18 protein-coding genes are annotated in these 25,985 nt (G+C 62.5%); 8 read left to right on the top strand and 10 right to left on the bottom strand.

Annotated features, from left to right (window positions below):
* The first annotated feature begins 204 nt into the window (after nt 1-204).
* The 7 genes from betI to trxC all read left to right on the top strand — a co-directional run bounded on the left by betI (nt 205) and on the right by trxC (nt 11,519).
* The gene (gene betI, locus Q9451_RS29565; protein ID WP_012274616.1) at nt 205-861 is read left to right on the top strand and encodes a transcriptional regulator BetI; all 657 of its coding nucleotides are present in this window, start codon (nt 205-207) and stop codon (nt 859-861) included.
* 39 nt (nt 862-900) lie between these two features.
* Entirely contained in the window at nt 901-2,373 is a 1,473-nt protein-coding gene (gene betB, locus Q9451_RS29570) for a betaine-aldehyde dehydrogenase (protein WP_012274617.1), read from the top strand.
* Between the two features lie 77 nt (nt 2,374-2,450).
* Nucleotides 2,451-4,148, top strand: a complete 1,698-nt coding sequence (gene betA, locus Q9451_RS29575; RefSeq protein WP_012274618.1) for a choline dehydrogenase — start codon at nt 2,451-2,453, stop codon at nt 4,146-4,148.
* 266 nt (nt 4,149-4,414) lie between these two features.
* A complete protein-coding gene (locus Q9451_RS29580) occupies nt 4,415-6,157 on the top strand; it encodes a potassium/proton antiporter (RefSeq protein WP_012274619.1) in 1,743 nt (580 codons plus the stop codon).
* Between the two features lie 35 nt (nt 6,158-6,192).
* Complete coding sequence (gene mscK / locus Q9451_RS29585; protein WP_012274620.1) at nt 6,193-9,501, top strand: mechanosensitive channel MscK; 3,309 nt, start codon at nt 6,193-6,195, stop codon at nt 9,499-9,501.
* A 45-nt stretch (nt 9,502-9,546) separates the two neighbouring features.
* The gene (locus tag Q9451_RS29590; RefSeq protein WP_012274621.1) at nt 9,547-11,007 is read left to right on the top strand and encodes a protein adenylyltransferase SelO; all 1,461 of its coding nucleotides are present in this window, start codon (nt 9,547-9,549) and stop codon (nt 11,005-11,007) included.
* Nucleotides 11,008-11,084: 77 nt separating this feature from the next.
* A complete protein-coding gene (gene trxC, locus Q9451_RS29595) occupies nt 11,085-11,519 on the top strand; it encodes a thioredoxin TrxC (protein ID WP_012274622.1) in 435 nt (144 codons plus the stop codon).
* Here the strand turns inward: trxC and Q9451_RS29600 are convergent.
* Nucleotides 11,516-12,289 (bottom strand): ParA family protein, encoded by a 774-nt coding sequence (locus tag Q9451_RS29600; protein ID WP_012274623.1) that lies wholly within the window; start codon nt 12,287-12,289, stop codon nt 11,516-11,518. The two genes, trxC and Q9451_RS29600, sit on opposite strands and share 4 nt — an antisense overlap.
* A 76-nt stretch (nt 12,290-12,365) precedes the next feature.
* Nucleotides 12,366-13,265 (bottom strand): LysR family transcriptional regulator, encoded by a 900-nt coding sequence (locus Q9451_RS29605; protein WP_012274624.1) that lies wholly within the window; start codon nt 13,263-13,265, stop codon nt 12,366-12,368.
* A 165-nt stretch (nt 13,266-13,430) separates the two neighbouring features.
* Here Q9451_RS29605 and Q9451_RS29610 point away from each other — a divergent pair, with 165 nt between their 5' ends.
* On the top strand, nt 13,431-14,618 hold the full coding sequence (locus tag Q9451_RS29610) for an MFS transporter (protein ID WP_223296423.1): 1,188 nt from the start codon (nt 13,431-13,433) through the stop codon (nt 14,616-14,618).
* 34 nt (nt 14,619-14,652) lie between these two features.
* On the opposite strand, the gene Q9451_RS29615 is transcribed toward Q9451_RS29610, so the two are convergent.
* The 8 genes from Q9451_RS29615 to aroK form a co-directional block, all read right to left on the bottom strand.
* Entirely contained in the window at nt 14,653-15,000 is a 348-nt protein-coding gene (locus Q9451_RS29615; protein WP_012274626.1) for a NirD/YgiW/YdeI family stress tolerance protein, read from the bottom strand.
* A gap of 116 nt (nt 15,001-15,116) precedes the next feature.
* Nucleotides 15,117-16,181, bottom strand: coding sequence for a uroporphyrinogen decarboxylase (gene hemE, locus Q9451_RS29620; RefSeq protein WP_012274627.1), 1,065 nt, complete (start codon nt 16,179-16,181; stop codon nt 15,117-15,119).
* A 128-nt stretch (nt 16,182-16,309) separates the two neighbouring features.
* Nucleotides 16,310-17,728, bottom strand: a complete 1,419-nt coding sequence (locus Q9451_RS29625) for an FAD-dependent oxidoreductase (RefSeq protein WP_003249156.1) — start codon at nt 17,726-17,728, stop codon at nt 16,310-16,312.
* Nucleotides 17,729-17,834: 106 nt separating this feature from the next.
* Complete coding sequence (gene gltB, locus Q9451_RS29630) at nt 17,835-22,280, bottom strand: glutamate synthase large subunit (protein ID WP_012274628.1); 4,446 nt, start codon at nt 22,278-22,280, stop codon at nt 17,835-17,837.
* Nucleotides 22,281-22,299: 19 nt separating this feature from the next.
* Complete coding sequence (locus tag Q9451_RS29635) at nt 22,300-22,524, bottom strand: hypothetical protein (RefSeq protein ID WP_150104963.1); 225 nt, start codon at nt 22,522-22,524, stop codon at nt 22,300-22,302.
* Between the two features lie 129 nt (nt 22,525-22,653).
* Nucleotides 22,654-24,258, bottom strand: a complete 1,605-nt coding sequence (locus tag Q9451_RS29640; protein ID WP_012274629.1) for an AAA family ATPase — start codon at nt 24,256-24,258, stop codon at nt 22,654-22,656.
* Between the two features lie 15 nt (nt 24,259-24,273).
* Complete coding sequence (gene aroB, locus Q9451_RS29645) at nt 24,274-25,371, bottom strand: 3-dehydroquinate synthase (RefSeq protein WP_041166613.1); 1,098 nt, start codon at nt 25,369-25,371, stop codon at nt 24,274-24,276.
* A 95-nt stretch (nt 25,372-25,466) separates the two neighbouring features.
* The gene (gene aroK / locus Q9451_RS29650; protein WP_041166614.1) at nt 25,467-25,985 is read right to left on the bottom strand and encodes a shikimate kinase AroK; all 519 of its coding nucleotides are present in this window, start codon (nt 25,983-25,985) and stop codon (nt 25,467-25,469) included.

A 25,985-nucleotide genomic window follows, 5' to 3' on the forward strand; every position in this document is an offset into this window, starting at 1 on the left:
CCCGTCAACGCCTTGTATTCCGGGGGTTACGCGATTTCCTGGGGTGTCAATCCGTGCCTTCTCGACCGCCTGAAAAACTGTCAATGGCACAAATTGTCGCAGAGCTTATTCTTTATTGATTGAACGTTCAATCAAAACAAAATAGACTGGCCTTCGCCGAGTCAGCCGCCTGTCGTCTGCTCGCAGGCCTGAGGAGATAGCAAGATGCCCAAGGTCGGTATGCAACCCATCCGCCGCCAGCAGTTGATCGAAGCCACATTGCAGGCGGTCGATCAGGTCGGTCTGGGGGACGCCAGCATTGCGCTGATTGCCCGTTTGGCCGGTGTGTCGAACGGCATCATCAGTCACTACTTTCGGGACAAGAATGGCCTGATCGCAGCGACGATGGGTTACATCATGAGCATGCTCAACGAAGGCGTTAGAGCACGTCGCCAGGCCCTGACGGACGACAGCCCGCGTGCCCACCTGAAAGTGATCATCGAGGGCAACTTCGATGCCAGCCAGGTGAACGGCCCGGCAATGAAAACCTGGTTGGCCTTTTGGGCTTCCAGCATGCACCAGCCCGATTTGCACAGGTTGCAGCGGATCAACGACCACCGCTTGTATTCCAACCTGTGCTGCCAGTTCCGCCGCACCCTGCCGCTCTACCATGCGCGCAAGGCAGCCCGCGGCCTGGCGGCCTTGATCGACGGCTTGTGGCTGCGTGGTGCCCTGTCGGGTGATGCATTCGACACCGACCAGGCAATACGGATTGCTTACGAATACATGGATCTACAACTGGCTAAACAGCACACCCTGGGCACAAACGACCAGGCCGCTGAACAAGCGCGCACGGCCCTTGCCAACCCGGCAGGAGCGTGACGCGCTAGCCAAACCACACACTGCACTTGCGAGGACACTATGGCCCGTTTCGGAACGCAAAAACTCTACATTGATGGCGCTTACGTCGACGCTGGCAGCGATGCCACTTTCGAAGCCATCAACCCGGCCACTGGCGAAGTCCTCGCCCACGTACAGCGTGCCACCGAGGCCGACGTCGAGAAGGCCGTGGAAAGCGCCGAGCGTGGCCAGAAGGTCTGGGCTGCGATGACCGCCATGCAGCGCTCGCGCATCCTGCGCCGCGCTGTCGACATCCTGCGCGAGCGCAACGATGAACTGGCTCAGCTGGAAACCCTGGACACCGGCAAGTCGTACTCCGAAACCCGCTACGTCGACATCGTTACCGGCGCCGATGTGCTGGAATACTACGCAGGCCTGGTACCGGCCATCGAAGGCGAGCAGATCCCGCTGCGCGAATCGTCCTTTGTCTACACCCGCCGCGAGCCGCTGGGCGTGACCGTGGGTATCGGCGCCTGGAACTACCCGATCCAGATCGCCCTGTGGAAATCCGCCCCGGCCCTGGCCGCTGGCAACGCGATGATCTTCAAGCCGTCGGAAGTCACCTCGCTGACCACCCTGAAACTGGCCGAGATCTACACCGAAGCCGGCCTGCCGAATGGCGTGTTCAACGTGCTGACCGGCAGTGGCCGCGAAGTCGGTACCTGGCTGACCGAGCACCCACGCATCGAAAAAGTGTCCTTCACCGGCGGCACCACCACCGGCAAGAAAGTCATGGCCAGCGCCTCCAGCTCCTCGCTGAAGGAAGTCACCATGGAACTGGGCGGCAAATCGCCACTGATCATCTGCGCCGACGCCGACCTGGACAAGGCCGCCGACATCGCCATGATGGCCAACTTCTACAGCTCGGGCCAGGTGTGCACCAACGGCACCCGCGTGTTCATCCCAGCTGAAATGAAGGCTGCCTTCGAAGCCAAGATCGCCGAGCGCGTTGCCCGCATTCGCGTTGGCAACCCGGAAGACGAAAACACCAACTTCGGCCCGCTGGTCAGCTTCGCGCACATGGAAAACGTGCTGAGCTACATCGCCAAGGGCAAAGAAGAAGGTGCCCGCGTCCTGTGCGGCGGCGAGCGTCTGACCGAAGGCGAATTCGCCAAGGGCGCCTTCGTGGCCCCGACCGTGTTCACCGATTGCAGCGACGACATGACCATCGTCAAGGAAGAGATCTTCGGCCCGGTCATGAGCATTCTGTCCTACGAGACCGAAGAAGAAGTGATCCGTCGCGCCAACGACACCGAGTACGGCCTGGCTGCCGGTGTGTGCACCAACGACATCACCCGCGCCCACCGCATCATCCACAAGCTCGAAGCCGGTATCTGCTGGATCAACGCCTGGGGTGAATCGCCGGCCGAAATGCCGGTCGGTGGCTACAAGCAGTCGGGCGTTGGCCGTGAGAACGGCGTCAGCTCGCTGGCTCAATACACTCGCATCAAGTCGGTCCAGGTTGAGCTGGGCGGCTACAACTCGGTTTTCTAAACCCTGTCTAGCCACGCCCGTGCCGCTGTGCACGGGCGTTCCCGCTCCCTGATCACCGCCAACACGAGGGTACTTTCATGTCCCAAGAATTCGATTACATCATCGTCGGTGCCGGCTCGGCCGGTAACACCCTGGCTACCCGCCTGACCGAAGACGCCGGCGTCACCGTCCTGCTGCTTGAAGCCGGTGGCCCTGATTACCGCTTCGACTTCCGCACCCAGATGCCAGCTGCCCTGGCCTTCCCGCTGCAGGGCCGCCGCTACAACTGGGCCTACGAGACCGATCCCGAGCCGCACATGGACGGCCGCCGCATGGAATGTGGCCGTGGCAAAGGCCTGGGTGGCTCGTCGCTGATCAACGGCATGTGCTACATCCGTGGCAACGCCATGGACTTCGACGGCTGGGCAGAACTGCCAGGCCTGCAAGACTGGACCTACCTGGACTGCCTGCCGTACTTCCGCAAAGCCGAAACCCGCGACATCGGCCCGAACGACTACCACGGTGGCGAAGGCCCGGTCAGCGTCGCCACGCCGAAGGCTGGCAACAACCCGTTGTTCCACGCCATGGTTGAAGCCGGCGTACAAGCCGGTTACCCACGCACCGAAGACCTCAACGGCTACCAGCAGGAAGGCTTCGGCCCGATGGACCGTTCGGTCACCAAGAACGGCCGCCGTTCCAGCACCGCCCGTGGCTACCTGGACCAGGCCAAGAAGCGCCCGAACCTGACCATCGTCACCCACGCTCTGAGCGACCGCGTGCTGTTCGACGGCAAGCGCGCCGTAGGCGTGACCTACCTGGTCGGCGACAGTGAAGAGCGCGTTGAAGCCCGCGCCCGCAAGGAAGTGATCGTCAGCTCCGGCGCCATCGCCTCGCCGCAGCTGCTGCAGCGCTCCGGCGTTGGCCCGCGCGCCCTGCTGGAAAGCCTCGACATCCCGGTTGTGCACGATCTGCCGGGCGTTGGCGAAAACCTGCAGGACCACCTTGAGCTGTACCTGCAGTACGCCTGCACCCAACCGGTATCGCTGTACCCATCGCTGCTTTGGTGGAACCAGCCAGCTATCGGTGCAGAGTGGATGTTCAAAGGCACCGGTATCGGCGCCAGCAACCAGTTCGAGGCCGGTGGTTTCATCCGTACCCGCCCTGAGTTCAAGTGGCCGAACATTCAGTACCACTTCCTGCCAGTCGCCATTAACTACAACGGCTCCAATGGCGTGAAGGAACACGGCTTCCAGGCGCACATGGGCTCCATGCGCTCGCCTGCCCGCGGCCGCATCCAGGCCAAGTCGAAAGACCCGCGCCAGCACCCAAGCATCCTGTTCAACTACATGTCCACCGAGCAGGACTGGCAGGAGTTCCGCGACGGTATCCGCCTGACCCGCGAAATCATGGCCCAGCCGGCGCTGGACCCGTACCGTGGCCGCGAAATCAGCCCAGGCGCCGACGTGCAAACCGACGAGCAGCTGGACAAGTTCATCCGCGAGCACGCCGAAACCGCCTTCCACCCGTCCTGCTCGTGCAAGATGGGCACCGACGACATGGCAGTGGTCGATGGCGAAGGCCGCGTGCATGGCATGAAGGGCCTGCGTGTGGTCGATGCGTCGATCATGCCGCTGATCATCACCGGCAACCTCAACGCCACCACGATCATGATCGCCGAGAAAATTTCGGACAAGATCCGCGGCCGCAAGCCGTTGCCGCGCAGCACCGCCAAGTACTATGTGGCGGGTGATGCACCGGTGAAAGGCAAGCCGATGCGTGAAGTGAAGCAGGCGTAAACCTGCACCGGCCTTTTCGCGGGTAAACCCGCTCCCACACGGACATCACAAATCTCAAGTATTGTGAAAATCCTGTGGGAGCGGGCGTGCCCGCGAAGAGGCCCGCCCAGGCAACACACGGAAAGGCACCCACTGCGGTGCCTTTTGCACATCTGCAGAAACGCTTTACATGCTGCCAATTCATCAGGTTAGAATCGATTGGCACGCGACCTGCTAGCGACACGCTATCAAGCCTCCTCCCGCCCGTTGTCCCGGAGTACCTGCCTTTGGATGCAAGCACCATCAACAGCCTGTTCCTGATCGGCGCATTGCTGGTGGGCGCAAGTATCCTGGTCAGTTCGCTGTCGTCGCGCCTGGGTATCCCTATTCTGGTCATCATCCTCGCGGTCGGCATGGTCGCCGGTGTCGATGGTGGCGGCATCATCTTCAACAACTACCCAACCGCCTACCTGGTGGGCAACCTGGCACTGGCCGTGATCCTGCTTGACGGCGGCCTGCGCACGCGGGTGGCAAGCTTCCGCGTGGCACTGTGGCCGGCGTTGTCGCTGGCCACGGTCGGGGTGATGATCACCACCGCCCTCACCGGCCTAGTTGCCGCCTGGCTGTTCAACCTGAGCTTGATCCAGGGCCTGCTGATCGGCGCCATCGTTGGCTCCACCGACGCCGCTGCGGTGTTCTCGCTGCTGGGCGGCAAAGGCCTGAATGAGCGGGTTACCGCCACCCTGGAGATCGAGTCGGGCAGCAACGACCCGATGGCGGTATTCCTCACCGTTACCCTGATCGACATGATCGCCAGCGGCCAGACCGGCCTGCACTGGAGCCTGCTGGGCCACTTGCTGCGCGAGTTCGGCATCGGCGGGCTGTTGGGCCTGGGCGGCGGCTGGCTGATGCTGCAACTGGTCAACCGCATCAACCTGGCCGGCGGCCTGTACCCGATTCTGGTCGTGGCCGGCGGCCTGGTGGTGTTCTCGCTGACCAACGCCTTGCACGGCAGCGGCTTCCTCGCCGTGTACCTGTGCGGCCTGGTGCTGGGCAACAAGCCAATTCGCAGCCGCCACGGCATTCTGCACATGCTCGACGGCATGGCCTGGCTGGCCCAGATCGGTATGTTCCTGGTGCTGGGGCTGCTGGTTACCCCGCACGACCTGCTGCCCATTGCCCTGCCGGCATTGGGCCTGGCGCTGTGGATGATCCTGGTGGCGCGGCCACTGTCGGTGGTCGCTGCACTGCTGCCGTTCAAGGCCTTCCATGGCCGCGAAAAGGGCTTTATTTCCTGGGTTGGCCTGCGCGGCGCGGTGCCGATCATTCTGGCGGTGTTCCCGCTGATGGCCGGCCTGCCGGACGCCCAGCTGTTCTTCAACCTGGCATTCTTCATCGTGCTGGTGTCACTGCTGGTACAAGGCACCAGCCTGCCGTGGATGGCCAAGCTGCTGAAAGTGACCGTACCACCAGACCCGGCACCGATCTCCCGCTCCGCCCTGGAAGTGCACGTCACCAGCGAATGGGAGCTGTTCGTGTACCGTCTGGGCGCCGAAAAATGGTGTATCGGGGCCGCCCTGCGCGAGCTGAAAATGCCCGAGGGCACACGTATTGCCGCCCTGTTCCGCAACGAGCAATTGCTGCACCCGTCGGGCAGTACCGTGCTGGAAGTTGGCGACATGCTCTGCGTGATCGGCCACGAGCACAACCTGCCAGCCCTGGGCAAACTGTTCAGCCAGGCGCCACAGCGTGGCCTGGACCTGCGTTTCTTCGGCGACTTCGTGCTCGAAGGCGATGCCGAACTGGGTGCGGTGGCAGCGTTGTACGGCCTGAAACTCGATGGCCTGGACGCGAAAATGCCGCTGGCGCAGTTCATCCGACAGAAGGTCGGAGGCGCTCCAGTAGTAGGTGACCAGGTCGAATGGCATGGCACGATCTGGACCGTGGCGACCATGGACGGGAACAAGATCCAGAAAGTAGGCGTCAGATTCCCCGAAGGAACGCGACCCGGACCAGGATTGTTCCTCTAAACTTCGTTTCTGCCGAATCCACAAGTAGTCTGCCTATGTCCCTGCGCGCGTACCTTCGCACAGCCCTGCTCGGGCTGTGCCTGTCTCTTCCTTTTGCGGCCTACGCGGCAGAAGCCCCGACCACCGCCAGCATTCAGAACAGCCTCGACAAGATCGCCGAGCGCAAGCTGCCCGAGGCCGACCAGAAAGCCCTGCAGCAGGTGCTCGAACAAACGTTGAGCCTGCTCGCCAGCAAGGAAGACAACGAAAAGAAGCTTGCCGCGCTCAAGCAGCAACTGACCAGTGCGCCGAAAGAAACCAGCGATAACCAGAAAGAACTGGCCAGGCTCAAGGAAAGCAAAGCCCTGCCTGTCGCGCAGCGTTACGCAACGCTGACCGTGCCACAGCTCGAACAGATGCTCAGCGAGCGCAACACCCAGCAGGGCGAGCTGCAAAAGGCGCTGTCCGAAGCCAACAGCCTGATCATCAACTCGCAAACCCGCCCCGAGCGCGCCCAGGCCGAAATCAGCAGCAGCCAGACCCGCACTCAGCAAATCAACAACATCCTCAAAACCGGCAAGGACGGAGGCAAGTCCATCAATGCCGACCAGCGCAACCAACTCAATGCCGAGCTGGCCTCGCTCAACGCACTGACGCTGCTGCGCCGCCAGGAACTGGCTGGCAACAGCCTGCTGCAAGACCTCGGCAATGCGCGTCACGACCTGCTGATCGAGCGCGCCGCGCGCCTGGAGCAGGAGATCCAGGACTTGCAGACGCTGATCAACGACAAGCGCCTGGCTCAGTCCCAGGAGGCGGTCACCCAGCAGTCGATCGAGGCGCAGAAGGCCGGCGGCAGCAGCCTGTTGGCCACCGAAAGCGCGGTCAACCTCAAGCTCTCCGACTACCTGCTCAAGAGCACCGACCGCCTCAACGAGTTGACCCAGCAGAACCTGCGCACCAAGCAGCAGCTCGACAGCCTGACCCAGGCCGACCAGGCGCTGGACGAGCAGATCAACGTGCTCAAGGGCAGCCTTTTGCTGTCGAAGATCCTCTACAAACAGAAGCAGACCCTGCCGCACCTGAAGGTAGACCGCGACCTGGCCGACCAGATCGCCGACACCCGCTTGTACCAGTTCGAGGTCAACCAGCAACGCGAGCAGATGAGCAGCCCGGTCACCTACGTCGACAAGCTGCTGGCCGCGCAACCGCAGGAAGATGTGACTCCGCAGCTGCGCAAGGCCCTGCTGGAAGTGGCCATCACCCGCAGCGACCTGCTGGAGCGGCTGAACCGCGAGCTGTCGGCGTTGCTCAATGAATCGATCACCCTGCAGCTCAACCAGAAGCAGCTGCTGGGCACCGCGCAGAGCCTGCGCACCACCCTCGACGAACAGATGTTCTGGATCCCCAGCAACAAGCCGCTGGACTGGGACTGGCTGCGTTATGTGCCAGAGCGCCTGGCCGACCAAGTTGCCAACCTGCCGTGGGGCTCGGGCCTGAAGGAGCTGGCCGACGGCCTTAGCCAGCGCCCACTGTTGTTCCTGCCACTGCTGCTGGTGATCGGCGCCCTGCTGTGGCGGCGCAAGTACCTGTACCAACGGCTGGGCAAGGTGCACCAGGACATCGGCCACTTCCGCCGCGACAGCCAGTGGCACACGCCCCAGGCGATTCTCATCAACATCCTGCTGGCGATGCCGGTCAGCCTTGGCCTGGCACTGTGCAGCTACGCTTTGCAGATCGACGCCCGTGGGCAGAATGCCAACCTGGGCGCCGCGCTCTGGCAACTGGCCCAGGCCTGGCTGGTGTTCTACACCGCCTACCGCATTCTCGCCCCCGGTGGCGTGGCAGAAATTCACTTCCGCTGGCACAAGCCACAGGTCGAGTTCCTGCGCGGCTGGGTACGCCGCCTGGGCACCGTGGTGCTGGCGCTGGTTGGCGTGGTGGCAGTGGCCGAGCACCAGCCGTCGGCGCTGGCCGACGACGTGCTGGGCATCGGCGTGGTGCTGACCTGCTATGCGCTGATGGCCTGGCTGCTCAGCCGCCTGCTGCTCAGCAGCCCCGCGCACCGTGACACCTCGTTGTTCCGCAGGGCCGTGGGCGTAGCGTTCACCGCCCTGCCCATCGCCCTGTTCGTTGCCGTGTGCTTCGGCTACTACTACACCGCGCTGAAGCTCACCGACCGGTTGATCTACACCCTGTACCTGCTGCTGTTCTGGCTGGTGATCGAGGCCGCGTTCGTGCGTGGCCTGTCGGTAGCGGCACGGCGCCTGGCCTACCAGCGTGCGCTGAGCAAGCGTGCGGCGGCCAAGGAAGGGCTGGACGGCGAGGTCATCACCGAAGAGCCAACGCTGGACATCGAACAGGTCAACCAGCAGTCACTGCGCCTGATCCGCCTAGCCCTGCTCGGCGGCTTCATCGCCGGCCTGTACTGGGTGTGGTCAGACTTGATCTCGGTGTTCGCCTACCTCAACAACTTCGTACTGTACGAATACACCAGCGGCACCGGCGCGGCCGCCAGCATGGTGCCTATCAGCCTCGGCGACCTGCTGGGCGCGCTGGTGATCGTCGGCATCACCTTCGCCCTGGCCGGCAACTTGCCGGGCCTGCTGGAAGTACTGGTGCTGTCACGCCTGAACCTGGCCCAGGGCAGTGCCTACGCCACCACCACGCTGCTGTCGTACACCATCGTCGGTGTCGGGATCGTCAGCACCCTGTCGACCCTGGGGGTGAGCTGGGACAAGCTGCAGTGGCTGGTGGCCGCGCTGTCGGTGGGCCTGGGCTTCGGCATGCAGGAAATTTTCGCCAACTTCATCTCCGGCATCATGATCCTGTTCGAGCGCCCGGTGCGAATTGGCGACACCATCACCATCGGCAACCTGTCCGGCACGGTGAGCAAGATCCGCATCCGCGCCACCACCATCACCGACTTCGACCGCAAGGACATCATCGTCCCCAACAAGACCTTCATCACCGGCCAGCTGATCAACTGGTCGCTGACCGACACGGTCACCCGGGTGACGCTGAAGCTGGGCATCGACTACGGCTCCGACCTCGACCTGGTGCGCGAACTGCTGCTCAAGGGCGCACACGAGAACCCACGAGTGCTCAAGGACCCAGAACCGATCGTGTACTTCCTCAACTTTGGCGAGAGCTCGCTGGACCACGAGTTGCGCATGCACGTACGTGACCTGGGCGATCGCAACCCGACGCTGGACGAAATCAACCGTTACATCAACCGCGAGTTCAAGGCACACAACATCAAGATCTCGGTACGCCAGGTCGAGGTGTTCCTGATGGACCAGAAGGGCGGCAAACAGCAGCTTATTCCGCTGGAGCAACCTAAGCCAGATGGCACTGCACAGGCCTGAGTGGGCTCGAATGCTTTATTCTGTGCTGAACCCCAGGAGCAGCCCGTGAAAGCCCTCGACCAACTCAGCTTCGACAACCGCTTCGCCCGCCTGGGCGACGCGTTTTCCACCCAGGTGCTGCCTGAGCCCATCGCCGAGCCGCGGTTGGTCGTGGCAAGCGAATCGGCCATGGCGCTGCTCGACCTCGACCCCGCTCACGCCGAGCTTCCGGTGTTCGCCGAGTTGTTCAGCGGGCACAAGCTGTGGGAAGAGGCCGACCCTCGGGCGATGGTCTATTCCGGCCACCAGTTCGGCTCGTACAACCCGCGCCTGGGCGACGGCCGTGGCCTGCTGCTGGCCGAAGTACTGAACGATGCAGGTGAACACTGGGACCTGCACCTCAAAGGCGCCGGCCAAACGCCGTACTCGCGCATGGGTGACGGCCGTGCCGTGCTGCGCTCGTCGATCCGCGAATTTCTCGCCTCCGAAGCCCTGCACGCCCTCGGTATCCCCACCAGCCGGGCGCTGTGCGTGATCGGCTCCAGCACCCCGGTGTGGCGCGAAACCCGCGAAAGCGCCGCCATGCTCACGCGCCTGGCACAGAGCCATGTGCGCTTCGGTCATTTCGAATACTTCTACTACACCAAGCAACCCGAGCAGCAGCGTGTGCTGATCGACCATGTACTGGAGCAGCACTACCCCGAATGCCGTGATGCCGAGCAGCCCTACCTGGCCATGTTCCGCACCATTGTCGAGCGCAACGCCGAACTGATCGCCCGCTGGCAGGCCTACGGCTTTTGCCACGGGGTTATGAACACCGACAACATGTCGATCCTGGGCATCACCTTCGACTTCGGCCCGTATGCCTTCCTCGACGACTTCGATGCCAACTTCATCTGCAACCACTCCGACGACCGAGGCCGCTACAGCTACGCCAACCAGGTGCCCATCGCCCACTGGAACCTCAGCGCGCTGGCTCAGGCATTGACCACGGTGATCGAGGTTGAGCCACTGAAGGAAACGTTGGGGCTGTTCCTGCCGCTGTACCAGGCCCATTACCTGGACCTGATGCGCCGACGCTTGGGCCTGACCACTGCCGAAGAAGACGACATGGCGCTGGTCGAGCGACTGCTGCAATGCATGCAGCGTGGTGGCGTGGACTACAGCCTGTTCTTCCGCAAGCTGGGCGAACAGCCGGCGGCAGACGCACTCAAGGTGGTGCGCGACGACTTTATCGACCTGGCCGCTTTCGATGCCTGGGGCGCGGACTACCTGGCCCGTTGTGATCGCGAACCCGGTAATGCCGAAGGCCGCCGCGAGCGGATGCATGCGGTGAACCCGCTGTACGTGTTGCGCAACTACCTGGCGCAGAAAGCCATCGAAGCGGCAGAAGCGGGTGATTACAGTGAAGTGCGTCGGCTGCATCAAGTGCTTAGCCACCCCTTCGAAGAACAACCCGGTATGCAGGCCTACGCCGAACGGCCACCAGAATGGGGCAAGCACCTGGAAATCAGCTGCTCCTCCTGATTAACGCCAAACCCTGTGGGAGCGGCCTTGTGTCGCGATGGGCTGCAAAGCAGCCCCTAAAATATCAAGGAAACAACATGTCCGAACCGCTGGTAGTCCCCTGCCCCCACTGTAACGGCCTCAACCGCCTGCCCGCCGAGCGCCTGGGCGATACACCAAAATGCGGCCGCTGCAAACAGGACATGCTGCTGAGCACCCCTTTCGAGCTGACCGAAGCCAGCTACGCCAGCCAGATCAAGGGCGACCTACCGCTACTGGTCGACATCTGGGCCGACTGGTGCGGCCCGTGCAAGTCCTTTGCCCCCACCTTCGAACAGGCCGCCCGCCAGCTGACCGGCCGCTGCCGCCTGGCCAAGCTCGACAGCGAAGCCAACCGCAACCTTGCGGGGCAACTGGGCATTCGTTCGATCCCCAGCCTGCTGCTGTTCAAGAACGGCCGCGAAGTCAGCCGCCAGGCCGGGGCGTTTCCACTCCAGACGTTGCTGGAGTGGGTGCGTAGCCAAGGGGTTTAAGCGTTCTCTTCGAGCAACGAGTGCAACTCGACAAACTGCTGGGTCAGCTTGTGCTTGGGCTCCAGGTGAATCAGCGGCAGGCTGGCGTGGTGCGATTCACGCATCTTCACCGAGCTGCCCAGGTACACCGGCAGCACCGGTAACCCTTCGGCCAGCAGTTCGTCGAGCATCTGCTGTGGCAGGCTGGCACGGGACTGGAACTGGTTGACCACGATGCCTTCGACCATCAGGTCTTCGTTGTGGTCTTCCTTGAGGTCTTCGATCTCGGCCAGCAGGCCATACAGGGCCTGGCGCGAGAAGCTGTCGCAGTCGAAGGGAATGAGCACGCGATCAGCGGCAATCAACGCGGAAACCGCGTAGAAGTTCAGCGCCGGTGGGGTATCGATGTAGATACGCTCGTAGTCCTCGTCCAACTCGTCGAGCAGCTTACGCAGCTTGTTGATCTTGTGCTTGGCCTCAAGCTTGGGCTGCAGGTCGGCCAGCTCGGCGGTGGCGGTGACCACGTGCAGGTTGTCGAACGGCGTTTCGTAGATATCGACCTTGTTCTTCTTGCTGAACGGCCCGCTGGACAGGCTTTGCTTGAAAAAGTCGGCGATACCCATGGGGATGTCCTCGCCGGTCAGGCCAGTGAGGTACTGGGTCGAGTTAGCCTGGGCATCCAGGTCGATCAGCAAGGTCCGGTAGCCTTCATTGGCACTGACCGCCGCCAGGTTGCAGGCGATGCTCGACTTGCCCACGCCACCTTTCTGATTGAATACCACGCGCCGCATGATTGACCTCCGTGTTTCAACGAATGCCCGAGTATGTGGTGACGCTGCGGCAATGGCCAGTGCCATTTGACCGGCATCAGCCCTGGCCGACCACTTGCCCCGTCAACAGCTCGGCAAACGCTTTGGCCATCACCGAATTACCGCGCTCGCGTTGCACCAGCCACACCGCCGACATCGCCCCTTCATCCAGCAGCGTGCGGTACACCACGCCTTCAATGCGCATGCGCTGGAACGACGCCGGCAACACCGACACGCCCAACCCCGCCGACACCAGGCCAATGATGGTCATCGCCTCCCCCGCCTCTTGTGCGAAGTGCGGGCTGAAGCCCGCCTGTCGCGCCAGGCTCAGCAATTGCGCATGCAGGCCGCTGCCATAACTGCGCGGGAAGAACACGAACGGTTCATGGGCCAGTGCCGCCATGTAAACACCCTGCACAGTGCCCTCGGCCAGCGGATGCGAGGCATTGATCACCGCCACCAGCGGCTCGCGGAACAACTCGGTGGCCACCAGCCCTTCCGGTAGCGGCATCGGCCGCATCAACCCCACTTCGATCGATTCATCGAACACCCCTTCGGCAACATCACGGCTGCTCATTTCCTTGAGGTTCAGGTGCACCGACGGGAAGCGCTGACGGAAGGCATGGATCGCCTTGGGAATTTTCGAGGTGAACGGAGCCGACGAGGTGAAGCCTATTTTCATCTCGCCCAGCTCTCCCAGTTGCGCACGCCGGGCCACATCTGCCGCCTTTTCTACCTGCGCCAGCACCTGCCTGGCCTCTTCAAGGAACAGCCGCCCCGCCTCGCTCAGCTCGACCCGACGATTGGTACGGTCGAACAGACGCGCCCCCAGCTCTTGTTCCAGCGCCTGGATCTGCTGGCTCAAGGGTGGCTGTGAAATACCCAGCTGCTGGGCGGCGCGGCCAAAGTGCAGCTCTTCGGCCACGGCGATGAAGTAACGCAGATGGCGCAGTTCCATGATGGGCTCCAAACAGGTCGTAAAACATCTTAAATAGGTCGAACAATATATTGGATCTAATCATTAGCCAGCTATATGCTTTTTTCATTGCGCCAGAGGTACCCGCCCGTGAAAACTGCTGTAGCCCCCCTTCCTGCCGAGCCCGAACCTGCCACCCTGAACGACATGTGGATCGAAAAAGGCACCCCCGCCTTCATGAAGACCGTGCTGGCCCTGTTCAGCGGCGGCTTCGCCACCTTCGCCCTGCTGTACTGCGTACAGCCGATGATGCCGCTGCTGTCCAAGGAATTTGCCATCAACGCGGCGCAAAGCAGCTTGGTGCTGTCGGTGTCCACTGCCATGCTGGCGTTCGGCCTGCTGATCACCGGCCCCATTTCTGACCGCATCGGGCGCAAGCCGGTGATGGTGTTCGCCTTGGTCTGCGCCGCCCTGTCCACCCTGGCCAGCGCAGTGATGCCGAGCTGGGAGCTGGTACTGGCCACCCGTGCGTTGGTCGGCCTGTCGTTGAGCGGCCTGGCTGCGGTGGCAATGACCTACCTGAGCGAAGAGATCCACCCGCAACACATTGGCCTGGCAATGGGTCTGTACATCGGCGGCAACGCGATTGGCGGCATGAGTGGGCGGCTAATCACTGGCGTCCTGATCGACTTCGTCAGCTGGCACACGGCGATGCTGACCATCGGTGGCCTGGCCCTGGTAGCCGCACTGGTGTTCTGGAAGGTACTGCCCGAATCGCGCAACTTCCGCCCGCAGATGATGAGCCCGCGCAGCCTTCTGGATGGCTTTGTCATGCATTTCAAGGATGCCGGCCTGCCCTGGCTGTTCCTCGAAGCCTTCCTGCTGATGGGTGCGTTCGTCACCTTGTTCAACTATATCGGCTACCGGCTGCTGGCCGAGCCTTACCACATGAACCAGGCGCTGGTGGGCTTGCTGTCGGTGGTTTATCTGTCGGGCATCTACAGCTCGGCGCAAGTCGGTGCCCTGGCTGACAAGCTGGGCCGGCGCAAGGTGTTCTGGGCCAGTATCGTGGTGATGGCCGGCGGCTTGCTGATGACCCTGGCCAGCCCGCTGGCCATGGTGATCGTGGGTATGCTGGTGTTCACCTTCGGCTTCTTTGGCGCACACTCGGTGGCCAGCAGCTGGATCGGACGCAGAGCGCTGAAGGCCAAGGGACAGGCGTCGTCGCTGTACCTGTTCAGCTACTACGCAGGGTCCAGCGTGGCCGGTACGGCGGGCGGGGTGTTCTGGCACCAGTGGGGCTGGAATGGCATTGGGCTGTTCATTGGCAGCTTGCTGGCGGTGGCGTTGCTGGTGGCGTTGCACCTGAGCAAGTTACCCCCTAAATCGAGCTGACCCAGGGGCCGCTTTGCGGCCCCAAAATCTCAGATCAGTTGATGATCTCGACAATATCCACATCCACTTCACGGCTCATCAGGTGCTTCTCCACCTCACCGGTCAGCTTGACCTTGGTCTTGTCGTTGAACGGCGTCGGCGGCAGGTCTTCGTCATCGATCTCGACGGTAATGGTGCCGGTGTTGTCCTTGAACTCGTACTTGTCGTCGTTGTTGATCTTCTTGGTCACGAAGCCCTGCAGCACCACTGGGGTGTCATCGGCAGCGTCGTTGGCAGCGGCGACGGTGGTGACCGACTGGGCACCGGGGCCGGTATAGCCAGCAGCAAGTGCGGCAGTGCTGAACAGCGGGGCGAGGATCAGGGCGAGATAACGGGTTTTCATGAGGATCGGGTCCTGTTTCGGTTTCGATGGGACCAGATTAACGACGTTCGCTGAATTAAAACTTAATGCAACAAAAAGCCCGGCACAGGGCCGGGCTTTGCTTTCCAGCAATCAACTCACTGGTGGTACTGCGCCGACAGTTCATGCACGGCGTTGATGAACACGCCAGCATGCTCCGGGTCGACTTCCGGGGTAATGCCATGGCCCAGGTTGAATACGTGGCCTGTGCCTTGGCCATAGCTGGCCAGGATGCGCGCCACTTCCTGGCGGATGGCCTCGGGCTTGGCGTACAGCACGGTCGGGTCCATGTTGCCTTGCAGGGCCACCCTGTCACCCACGCGGCGGCGGGCGTCGCCGATCTCGCAGGTCCAGTCCAGGCCCAGTGCATCGGCACCGGCTTCGGCGATGCTTTCCAGCCAAAGGCCGCCGTTCTTGGTGAACAGGATCACCGGCACCTTGCGCCCTTCGTGCTCGCGGATCAGGCCGCTGACGATCTTGCGCATGTAGGCCAGGGAGAATTCCTGGTAGGCCGCCGCCGACAGGTTGCCGCCCCAGGTATCGAAAATTTGCACAGCCTGAGCACCGGCCAGAATCTGGCCGTTCAGGTAGCTGGTGACCGACTGGGCCAGCTTGTCCAGCAGCAGGTGCAGGGCTTGCGGGTTGTCGTAGGCCATGGCCTTGGTCTTGCGGAAGTCCTTCGACGAGCCGCCTTCAACCATGTAGGTGGCCAGGGTCCAAGGGCTGCCGGAGAAGCCGATCAACGGCACGCGGCCGTTAAGCTCGCGACGGATGGTGCTGACCGCGTCCATCACGTAGCCCAGATCTTTTTGCGGGTCGGGGATGGGCAGTGCTTCGATGTCGGCCGGGGTGCTGATGACCTTCTTGAAACGCGGGCCTTCGCCGGTTTCGAAGTACAGGCCCAGGCCCATGGCATCAGGGATGGTGAGGATGTCCGAGAACAGGATCGCTGCGTCCAGCGGGTAGCGGTCCAGCGGCTGCAGGGTGACCTCGCAGGCAAACTGCGGGTTCATGCACAGGCTCATGAAGTCACCGGCCTTGGCGCGGCTGGCGCGGTACTCCGGCAGGTAGCGGCCGGCCTGGCGCATCATCCACACCGGGGTAACGTCTACGGGTTGCTTGAGCAGAGCACGCAGGAAACGATCGTTCTTCAGGGCAGTCATGTCGGCATCCGGAAAAATAGTGCGGGCATTTTCTCAGACGCACAAAGAAAAGGCACGGCTGTTTGCCGTGCCTTTTCTCTATGGGTATGTCCTGGATCAATAGATTTTGTATACAAAATCTAAAACAGTCAGACCTCGAGGTAGTCCAGAATGCCTTCGGCAGCTGTACGCCCTTCGAAAATAGCCGTCACTACCAAGTCCGAACCACGCACCATGTCGCCACCGGCAAACACTTTCGGGTTGCTGGTCTGGTGCTTGAACTTGCCTTTCTCCGGTGCCACGACACGGCCCTGACTGTCCAGCTGAATGCCATGCTGCTCGAACCACGGCGCCGGGCTCGGGCGGAAGCCGAAGGCGATCACCACGGCATCGGCCGGCAGGATCTCTTCGGAGCCCGGGATCGGCTCGGGGCTGCGGCGGCCACGGGCATCCGGCTCACCCAGGCGGGTCTCGACCACTTTCACGCCTTCGACCTTGTCCTCGCCGACAATGGCGATTGGCTGACGGTTATAGAGGAACTTCACGCCCTCTTCCTTGGCGTTCTTCACCTCTTTGCGCGAACCCGGCATGTTGGCTTCGTCACGGCGATAGGCACAGGTCACTGCCTTGGCACCCTGGCGGATCGAGGTGCGGTTGCAGTCCATCGCGGTGTCACCACCGCCCAGCACCACGACCTTTTTGCCCTGCATGTCGACGAAGTCTTCCGGCGACTTCTCGAAGCCCAGGTTGCGGTTGACGTTGGCAATCAGGAAGTCCAGTGCGTCATGCACGCCCGGCAGGTCTTCGCCCGGGAAGCCGCCCTTCATGTAGGTGTAAGTACCCATGCCCATGAACACCGCGTCGTACTCGGCGAGCAGCTGCTCCATGGTCACGTCCTTGCCCACCTCGGTGTTCAGGCGGAACTCGATACCCATGCCGGTGAACACTTCGCGGCGGTTGCTGAGCACGGTCTTTTCCAGCTTGAACTCGGGGATGCCAAAGGTCAGCAAGCCGCCGATTTCCGGGTTCTTGTCGAACACCACCGGGGTTACGCCAGCGCGCACCAGCACGTCAGCACAACCCAGGCCGGCCGGGCCGGCGCCGATGATGGCGACGCGCTTGCCGGTTGGCTTGACCTTGGACATGTCCGGGCGCCAGCCCATGGCGAAAGCGGTGTCGGTGATGTACTTCTCCACAGAACCGATGGTCACTGCGCCGAAGCCATCGTTCAGGGTGCAGGCCCCCTCGCACAGGCGGTCTTGCGGGCACACGCGGCCGCACACTTCAGGCAGGGTGTTGGTCTGGTGCGACAGTTCCGCCGCAGCCAGGATGTTGCCTTCGGAAACCAGCTTCAACCAGTTGGGGATGAAGTTGTGCACCGGGCACTTCCACTCGCAATACGGGTTACCGCAGCCCAGGCAGCGGTGTGCCTGCTCCACGGACTGCTGCGGCTTGAACGGCTCGTAGATTTCCACGAACTCCTTCTTGCGCTGGCGCAGCAGCTTTTTCTTCGGGTCCTTGCGGCCCACTTCGATGAACTGGAAGTCGTTGTTCAGACGTTCAGCCATTTTTCAAAACCTCTTTACCGCAGTTGCCAGCCCTAGGCTGCAAGCTGCAAGACGATCACTTGAGCACGACGGACCCCGCGCACGGGGCCGTCACTTGCAGCTGTTCTTACTGCGGGTTGGCACGGGTGCTGGACAGCAGTTGCTTCAGGTTGGCTGCCTTCGGCTTCACCAGCCAGAAGCGCCGCACGTAGTCGTCCAGGTTCTCCGAGAGCTCACGCCCCCACTCGCTGCCGGTCTCTTCCACGTACTCGGCAAGGACGCGCGCCAAGTGGCTGCGGTAAGCCTCCATCGCTTCACCACTGATGCGCTGAATTTCCACCAGCTCATGGTTGAGTTTGTCGACGAAGGTGTTGTCCATGTCGAGCACGTAGGCGAAGCCGCCAGTCATGCCAGAACCGAAGTTGTAACCGGTCTTGCCCAAGACGCAGACAAAGCCACCGGTCATGTACTCACAGCAGTGATCGCCAGTGCCCTCGACAACAGCGTGGGCGCCGGAGTTACGCACAGCGAAGCGCTCGCCCGCGGTACCGGCGGCAAACAGCTTGCCGCCAGTGGCACCGTACAGGCAGGTGTTGCCGACGATGGCGCTGTGCTGGGTTTCGAACGGGCTGCCGGCTGGCGGCACGATGGTGACCTTGCCACCGGTCATGCCCTTGCCGACGTAGTCGTTGGCATCACCTTGCAGGTGCAGGTTCAGGCCGCCGGCGTTCCATACGCCGAAGCTCTGGCCCGCAGTACCCTTGAAGCGGAAGGTGATCGGGTTGGCGGCCATGCCCTGGTTGCCGTACAGCTTGGCGATTTCGCCAGAGATACGGGCACCGATGGAACGGTCGCAGTTGCAGATGTCGAGGTCGAACTCGCCACCGGCCTGGTCGCGAATCGCTGGCAGGGCCATTTCCACCATTTTCTCGGCCAACTCGCCCTTGTCGAACGGCGGGTTCTTGTCGACTTCGCAGAACTGCGGCTTGTCTGCCGGAATATGCGAGCTGCCCAGCAGCGGCGACAGGTCCAGGTACTGCTGGCGCTCGGTGTCGCCTGGCAGTACGTCGAGCAGGTCGGTACGGCCGATCAGTTCGCCGAGGCTGCGCACGCCCAGCTTGGCCAGCCACTCACGGGTTTCTTCGGCAACGAAGGTGAAGAAGTTGATCACCATGTCGACGGTGCCGATGTAGTGGTCCTTGCGCAGCTTGTCGTTCTGGGTGGCTACGCCGGTGGCGCAGTTGTTCAGGTGGCAGATACGCAGGTACTTGCAGCCCAGGGCGATCATTGGTGCGGTGCCGAAGCCGAAGCTTTCGGCGCCGAGGATGGCTGCCTTGATCACGTCCAGGCCAGTTTTCAGGCCACCATCGGTCTGTACCCGTACCTTGCCGCGCAGGTCGTTGCCGCGCAGGGTCTGGTGGGTTTCAGCCAGGCCCAGTTCCCATGGGGCGCCAGCGTACTTGATCGAGGTCAGCGGCGACGCACCAGTGCCACCGTCGTAACCGGAAATGGTGATCAGGTCTGCATAAGCCTTGGCCACACCAGCGGCAATCGTACCGACGCCAGCCTCGGCCACCAATTTTACCGACACCAGCGCCTGCGGGTTGACCTGCTTGAGGTCGTAGATCAGCTGGGCAAGGTCTTCGATCGAGTAGATATCGTGGTGCGGCGGCGGTGAGATCAGGGTCACGCCAGGTACCGCATAGCGCAGCTTGGCGATCAGGCCGTTGACCTTGCCGCCCGGCAGCTGGCCGCCCTCACCGGGCTTGGCGCCCTGGGCAACCTTGATCTGCAGCACCTCGGCGTTGACCAGGTATTCCGGGGTCACACCAAAGCGGCCGGTGGCCACCTGCTTGATCTTCGAGCTCTTGATGGTGCCGTAGCGCGACGGGTCTTCACCGCCCTCACCGGAGTTGGAACGCGCACCCAGGCGGTTCATGGCTTCGGCCAACGCTTCGTGGGCTTCCGGCGACAGTGCGCCCAGCGAGATACCGGCGGAATCGAAGCGCTTGAGGATAGCCTCCAGCGGTTCGATCTGCTCCAGCGCCAGTGGCTGGTCGGCCACTTTCACTTTCAGCAGGTCGCGGATCATCGATACCGGGCGCTGGTCGACCAGCGTGGTGTATTCCTTGAACTTGGCGTAGTCGCCCTGCTGCACAGCGGCTTGCAGGGTGTTGACCACATCCGGGTTGTAAGCGTGGTATTCGCCACCGTGGACGAACTTCAGCAGGCCACCTTGCTGAATCGGCTTGCGCGCGCTCCAGGCTTCGGCCGCCAGCAGCTTCTGGTCGCTTTCCAGGTCAACGAAACGCGCCCCCTTGATGCGGCTGGACACACCCTTGAAGCTCAGACCGACCACTTCTTCGGCCAAACCGATGGCTTCGAACAGCTGCGCACCACGGTACGAGGCGATGGTGGAGATACCCATCTTCGACAGGATCTTCAGCAGGCCTTTGGAGATGCCTTTGCGGTAGTACTTGAAGACTTCGTCCAGGTCGCCCAGCACTTCGCCGGTGCGGATCAGGTCGGCCAGTACTTCATACGCCAGGTACGGGTAAACGGCCGAGGCACCGAAGCCCAGCAGCACAGCGAAATGATGCGGGTCACGGGCGGTGGCGGTTTCCACCAGGATGTTGCTGTCGCAACGCAGGCCTTGCTCGGTCAGGCGGTGATGCACCGCACCAACGGCCAACGACGCATGCACAGGCAGCTTGCCTGGGGCGATATAACGGTCGCTCAGCACCAGCTGGGTCTTGCCCGCGCGCACAGCCTCTTCGGCCTGGTCGGCGATGTTGCGAATGGCCGCTTCCAGGCCGATGCCCTGCTCGTAATTGAGGTCGATCAGCTGGCGGTCGAAGCCTTCGCGCTCCAGGTTCATCAGCGAACGCCACTTGGCGGGCGAAATGACCGGCGAGCTGAGGATGACCCGCGATGCGTGCTCCGGGGACTCCTGGAAGATGTTGCGCTCGGCACCCAGGCAGATTTCCAGCGACATCACGATCGCTTCACGCAGCGGATCGATCGGTGGGTTGGTCACCTGAGCGAACTGCTGGCGGAAGAAATCGTACGGCGACCGCACACGCTGCGACAGCACGGCCATTGGCGTGTCGTCACCCATCGAGCCAACGGCTTCCTGGCCCTGCTCACCCAGCGGGCGCAGCACCTGGTCACGCTCTTCGAAGGTGACCTGGAACATCTTCATGTATTGCTTGAGCTGGTCAGCGTCGTAGCTGGCCACACCCTGGTCGTCGGTCAGCGTCGCCTGAATGCGGGTAGCGTGCTGACGCAGCCAGCGCTTGTACGGGTGACGCGACTTAAGGCGGTTGTCGATGGCGTCGGTGTCGAGGATCTGGCCGGTTTCGGTGTCCACGGCAAGGATTTGACCTGGGCCGACACGGCCCTTGGCCAGCACCTCCTCAGGCTGATAGCCCCAAACGCCGATTTCCGAGGCGATGGTGATGTAGCCGTTGGTGGTGGTTACCCAGCGCGCCGGGCGCAGGCCGTTGCGGTCGAGCAGGCACACCGCGTGGCGGCCTTCGGTCATGACGATACCGGCCGGGCCATCCCACGGCTCCATGTGCATGGAGTTGTATTCGTAGAAGGCGCGCAGGTCGGCGTCCATGGTCTCGACGTTCTGCCAGGCTGGCGGTACCAGCATGCGCACGCCGCGGAACAGGTCGATGCCACCGGTGACCATCAACTCCAGCATGTTGTCCATGCTCGACGAGTCGGAACCGACGCGGTTGACCAGCGGGCCAAGCTCTTCGAGGTCGGGGATCTGGTCGTTGGCGAACTTGGTGCGACGGGCCATTGCCCAGTTGCGGTTGCCGGTGATGGTGTTGATCTCGCCGTTGTGGGCGAGGAAGCGGAACGGTTGCGCCAGCGGCCATTTCGGCAGGGTGTTGGTGGAGAAGCGCTGGTGAAACACGCAGATCGCGGTTTGCAGGCGCTCGTCACCCAGGTCTGGATAGAACGCCGCGAGATCGCGCGGCATCATCAGGCCTTTGTAGATGATGGTCTTGTGCGAGAAGCTGCAGATGTAGTGGTCGCTATCGTGGGCGTTGGCCACCGACGAACGGCGACGGGCACTGAACAGCTTGATGGCGAATTCCTGGTCGCTCAGGCCTTCACCGCCGATGAACACCTGCTCGATCTGCGGCAGACGCTCCAGGGCCAGGCGGCCCAGCACGCTGGTGTCGATCGGCACCTTGCGCCAGCCGACCAGCTTCAGGCCAGCGGCGAGGATTTCGCGGTCCATGTTGGCGCGAGCCGCTTCGGCTTTGACCGGGTCCTGGTTGAAGAACACCATGCCGACGGCGTATTGCTTGGGCAGCTCGACGGCGAAGTGTTCCTGGGCCACGGCACGCAGAAATTGATCGGGCTTCTGCATAAGCAGACCGCAACCGTCACCGGTCTTGCCGTCGGCGTTGATGCCGCCGCGGTGGGTCATGCAAGTCAGTGCCTGCATGGCGGTTTGCAGAAGGTGGTGGCTCGGTTCACCCGTCATATGGGCGATCAGGCCAAAACCACAGTTGTCCTTGAATTCTTCGGGATGGTACAGACCTGTTTTCATAGACACATTCTCACCAGGTTCACCTCTCAACGGAGGCAAATCTCTTTTTTAACAACCACTTACCATCCACGCCGATCAAACGCCAGCTTTTTTGCGGTGGCCATGGAAAACCATTGTTGCACAGCGACAGCGATGCCCACAAATTTTCATGTCTCACCATTGAAAATTTATGTCGCAATTTTGAATGTTTTTGCGCCATGCTCCGTGATAGCGGCTTGGCTTGAGTCTGAAGCGTTTCAGCCATGACTGCAACTAGGGGCTTGTGGCCGGCAGTCTGGGACAGAAAAGCCTGCCGCGCTCGGGCGCAGCAGGCTAGTCGAAAGCTAGAATTCGCTTAGCTACAGGGCGGCGGGGTGATGCCGCCCGGAAGGTATCAGCGGGCCGTGGCCAGCTCTTGTTGGACGCTGCCCACGGTACGTGGCCAAGGTTTACCAGCCTGGACCTTCGCTGGCAAGTTCTTGATTGCTGCAACCGCTGCGTCGCGGTTGGCGAAGCTGCCGTAAGTGACTACATACAGTGGCTTGCCCTGCAGGTTTTTCTTGAAGTAGCGATAGTCGCTACCCTGGGCCTTGACGTATGCCTGGGCCGAAGCTTCGGAGCTGGTGCCGAGGATCTGCACCACATAATTACCTGGCTTCTGCCCCGCGTACCAACCACCGCTGCCACCGCCAGCGGCCGCTGGTTTCTCGGCAGGTTTGGCGGCCGGCTTGGCAACGGCAACCTGGGTCGGCGCGGGAGCAGGCTTGGCAGGCGCAACCGGTTTTACGGGCTGGGTTGCAACAGGCTTTGGCGCAGGTGCAACCGGCTGCACAGGCGCACTGGCGACTGGCTGAGCAGGCGCGGGGGCCGGGCCTGCCGGCACACCTTGCGGCGGCGCGATGGTAGTCACGGTAGGTGGTGGGTTGCCAGGCTGCAGGGCGGTATCACCTGCCGGGCTGCCTTCTTCACCCTCGCCCATGCCTGCGGCCTGGGCCAACGGCTCGCGCATCACCGGCTGCGACTGGCCAACCAGCGGCAGCGGCATGGGCTGGGACGAGCCAGAGAACTCGATGGCAGCGCCCTGCTTGCCGTCACCCAGTGGCAACTGAGCCTGGGCGGCTGGCGCTTCGGCGGGGGCCTTGTCGCTTTTCTTGGGCATCAATACTGCAGCCGCAACGGCGACCACGACCACAGCGGACAGCGCGAGCACATGTTTTTTAGGCATCTTGAACCCCATGGATGGTCGCTTGGCCGTCGAGCGGCTGGCGATCATGGCTTCGATCAAAGTGTCACGGGCGACCTGGTTGATATTGCCAGGCCAACCGTCGGAGTTTTCATGGATATCGGCGATCTGTTCACGGCTGAACACCTCGATGCCCCGGCCGGCGCCCTCCAGGCGCTGCTCCAGGTATTCGCGGGTTTCTTCCTCACTGTAGGGGGCAAGCTCGATGATGTGGAAGCGTTCTTCCTCGACATTGAGCTCGTCCAGCCCGGCAATCAGCGATGGCTCACCGAACAGGAACACGTGCGGGCGCCCTTCCGGCACCCCCGCCGCCAATTCCAGCAACGCTTGGAGTGCCGACTCGTCGAGTTGTTCCGCATCGTCCACCAGCAAATACACTTCCTGCCCGGTCAGTGCCAGCTGCACCACTTTGGACAGGATCGCCTGCACTTCAGGCTGGGCCACACCAAGGTCCTGGGCGACGTGGGCGAGCATGCTGGAGGCATCGCTGGCGCTGCGGGCAGACACCACCACACTTTGCACAGCCTGTTTGTTGGTGCTGGCCACCAAGGCCTGGCGCAGCAGCGACTTACCGCTGCCCAGCGGGCCGCTGACCACCAGCATCAACTGGCTGTAGCGCGCCAGGTGGTGCAGTTGGCCGAGCACGGGCTTGCGCTGGGCCGGGAAGAACTTGAAACCGGGCACGCGGGGCGCGAACGGATCGTGGCTCAACTGGTAATGGTCGAGAAAGGCCTCATCGGCATGCAAACTGGTCATTGCGCTGTCACAACCTCAAAGCTGGGCCACGATCGCGCGGTAATCCGCCGACAGCGTGGCCTGTAGAATCTCTTTCGAATAGTCGTCGGTCACTACGGCCTCGCCCATCTGGCGCAGCAGCACCAGACGCAGACGACCGTCGAGCACCTTCTTGTCGACCGCCATGTGCTCCATGAAATGCGCCGGGGTCATTTCCTGTGGTGGCACCACCGGCAAACCTGCATCCTGCAACAGGCGGATACCGCGATCGCGCTCGGCCTGGTCGATCCAGCCAAGACGCATGGACATTTCCAGGGCCATCACCGTGCCCGCCGCCACGGCCTCGCCGTGCAACCACACGCCATAGCCCATGTGGGTTTCGATGGCATGCCCGAAGGTATGCCCCAGGTTCAGCGTGGCCCGTACGCCCGACTCGCGCTCGTCGGCCCCCACTACTGCGGCCTTGGCCGCGCAGGAGCGGCGGATGGCCTCGGTCAGGGCTGCCGAGTCAAGGGCGCGCAGGGCCTGCATATTGTCTTCGAGCCAGGCGAGGAACGGTTTGTCGCAAATCAGGCCGTACTTGATCACTTCGGCCAGGCCTGCGGACAGTTCGCGCGCGGGCAGGGTCTTGAGGCTGGTGGTATCGATCAGTACCGCATTGGGCTGATAGAAGGCACCGACCATGTTCTTGCCCAGCGGGTGATTGATGCCGGTCTTGCCGCCCACCGAAGAGTCGACCTGGGACAACAGGGTGGTCGGCACCTGGATGAAGTCGACACCGCGCTGGTAGCAAGCGGCAGCGAAGCCGGCCATGTCGCCGATCACGCCGCCGCCCAGGGCGACCACGGTGGTGCGACGATCATGGCGGGCTGTCAGCAAGCCATCGAAAATCAGTTGCAGGGTTTCCCAATTCTTGTGGGCTTCGCCATCGGGCAACACCACCGGCAGTACCGAGTAGGCACCCAGGGTCTTGCTCAGGCGTTCGAGATACAGGGGGGCGACGGTCTCGTTGGAAACGATGGCAACCTGCCGGCCGGCAATGTGCGGCGCCAGCAGTTCGGGCTGGTCCAGCAGGCCTTCGCCAATGTAGATCGGGTAGCTACGCTCGCCCAGGTCGACCTTTAGTGTCTGCATGTATCCCCACAATGTACTTGGGCGCGGCGCCATTCGGGCAACCTGCGCGGTAACGTTGAACCTCGCCCCGGCTGGTGGCCGAGAATAGTCCCGGGTTAACGGGGCGGCAACTGCTGCAAGCGCTCAAGAATATCGATCACCACCATGCGTGGCGGCCGCTCATCGGTTTCCACGACCAGGTCGGCGATTTCGCGGTAGAGCGGGTCGCGGGTTTCCAGCAAGGTACGCAAGGTTGCCTCGGGATTGGCGGTACGCAGCAGCGGGCGGTTGCGGTCGCGCGCGGTGCGCCCGACCTGCTGCTCCACCGAAGCATGCAGGTAGATCACCCGGCCTCCCCGATAAAGCGCCTGACGGTTGGCTTCACGCATCACCGCGCCGCCGCCGGTGGCCAGGACCACGCCGTCGAGCGCGCACAGCTCGGCGATCATCGCTTGCTCGCGATCACGGAAACCCGGCTCGCCTTCCTTGTCGAAAATCCACGGGATGTTGGCGCCGCATCGCAGTTCGATTTCCTTGTCGGAATCCTTGAACAGCAGGCGCAGCTCTTTGGCCAATAGGCGTCCGATGGTGCTTTTACCAGCGCCCATGGGCCCCACAAGTATCAAATTTCGCAC

It is taken from the genome of Pseudomonas sp. NY8896 (assembly GCF_039634505.1).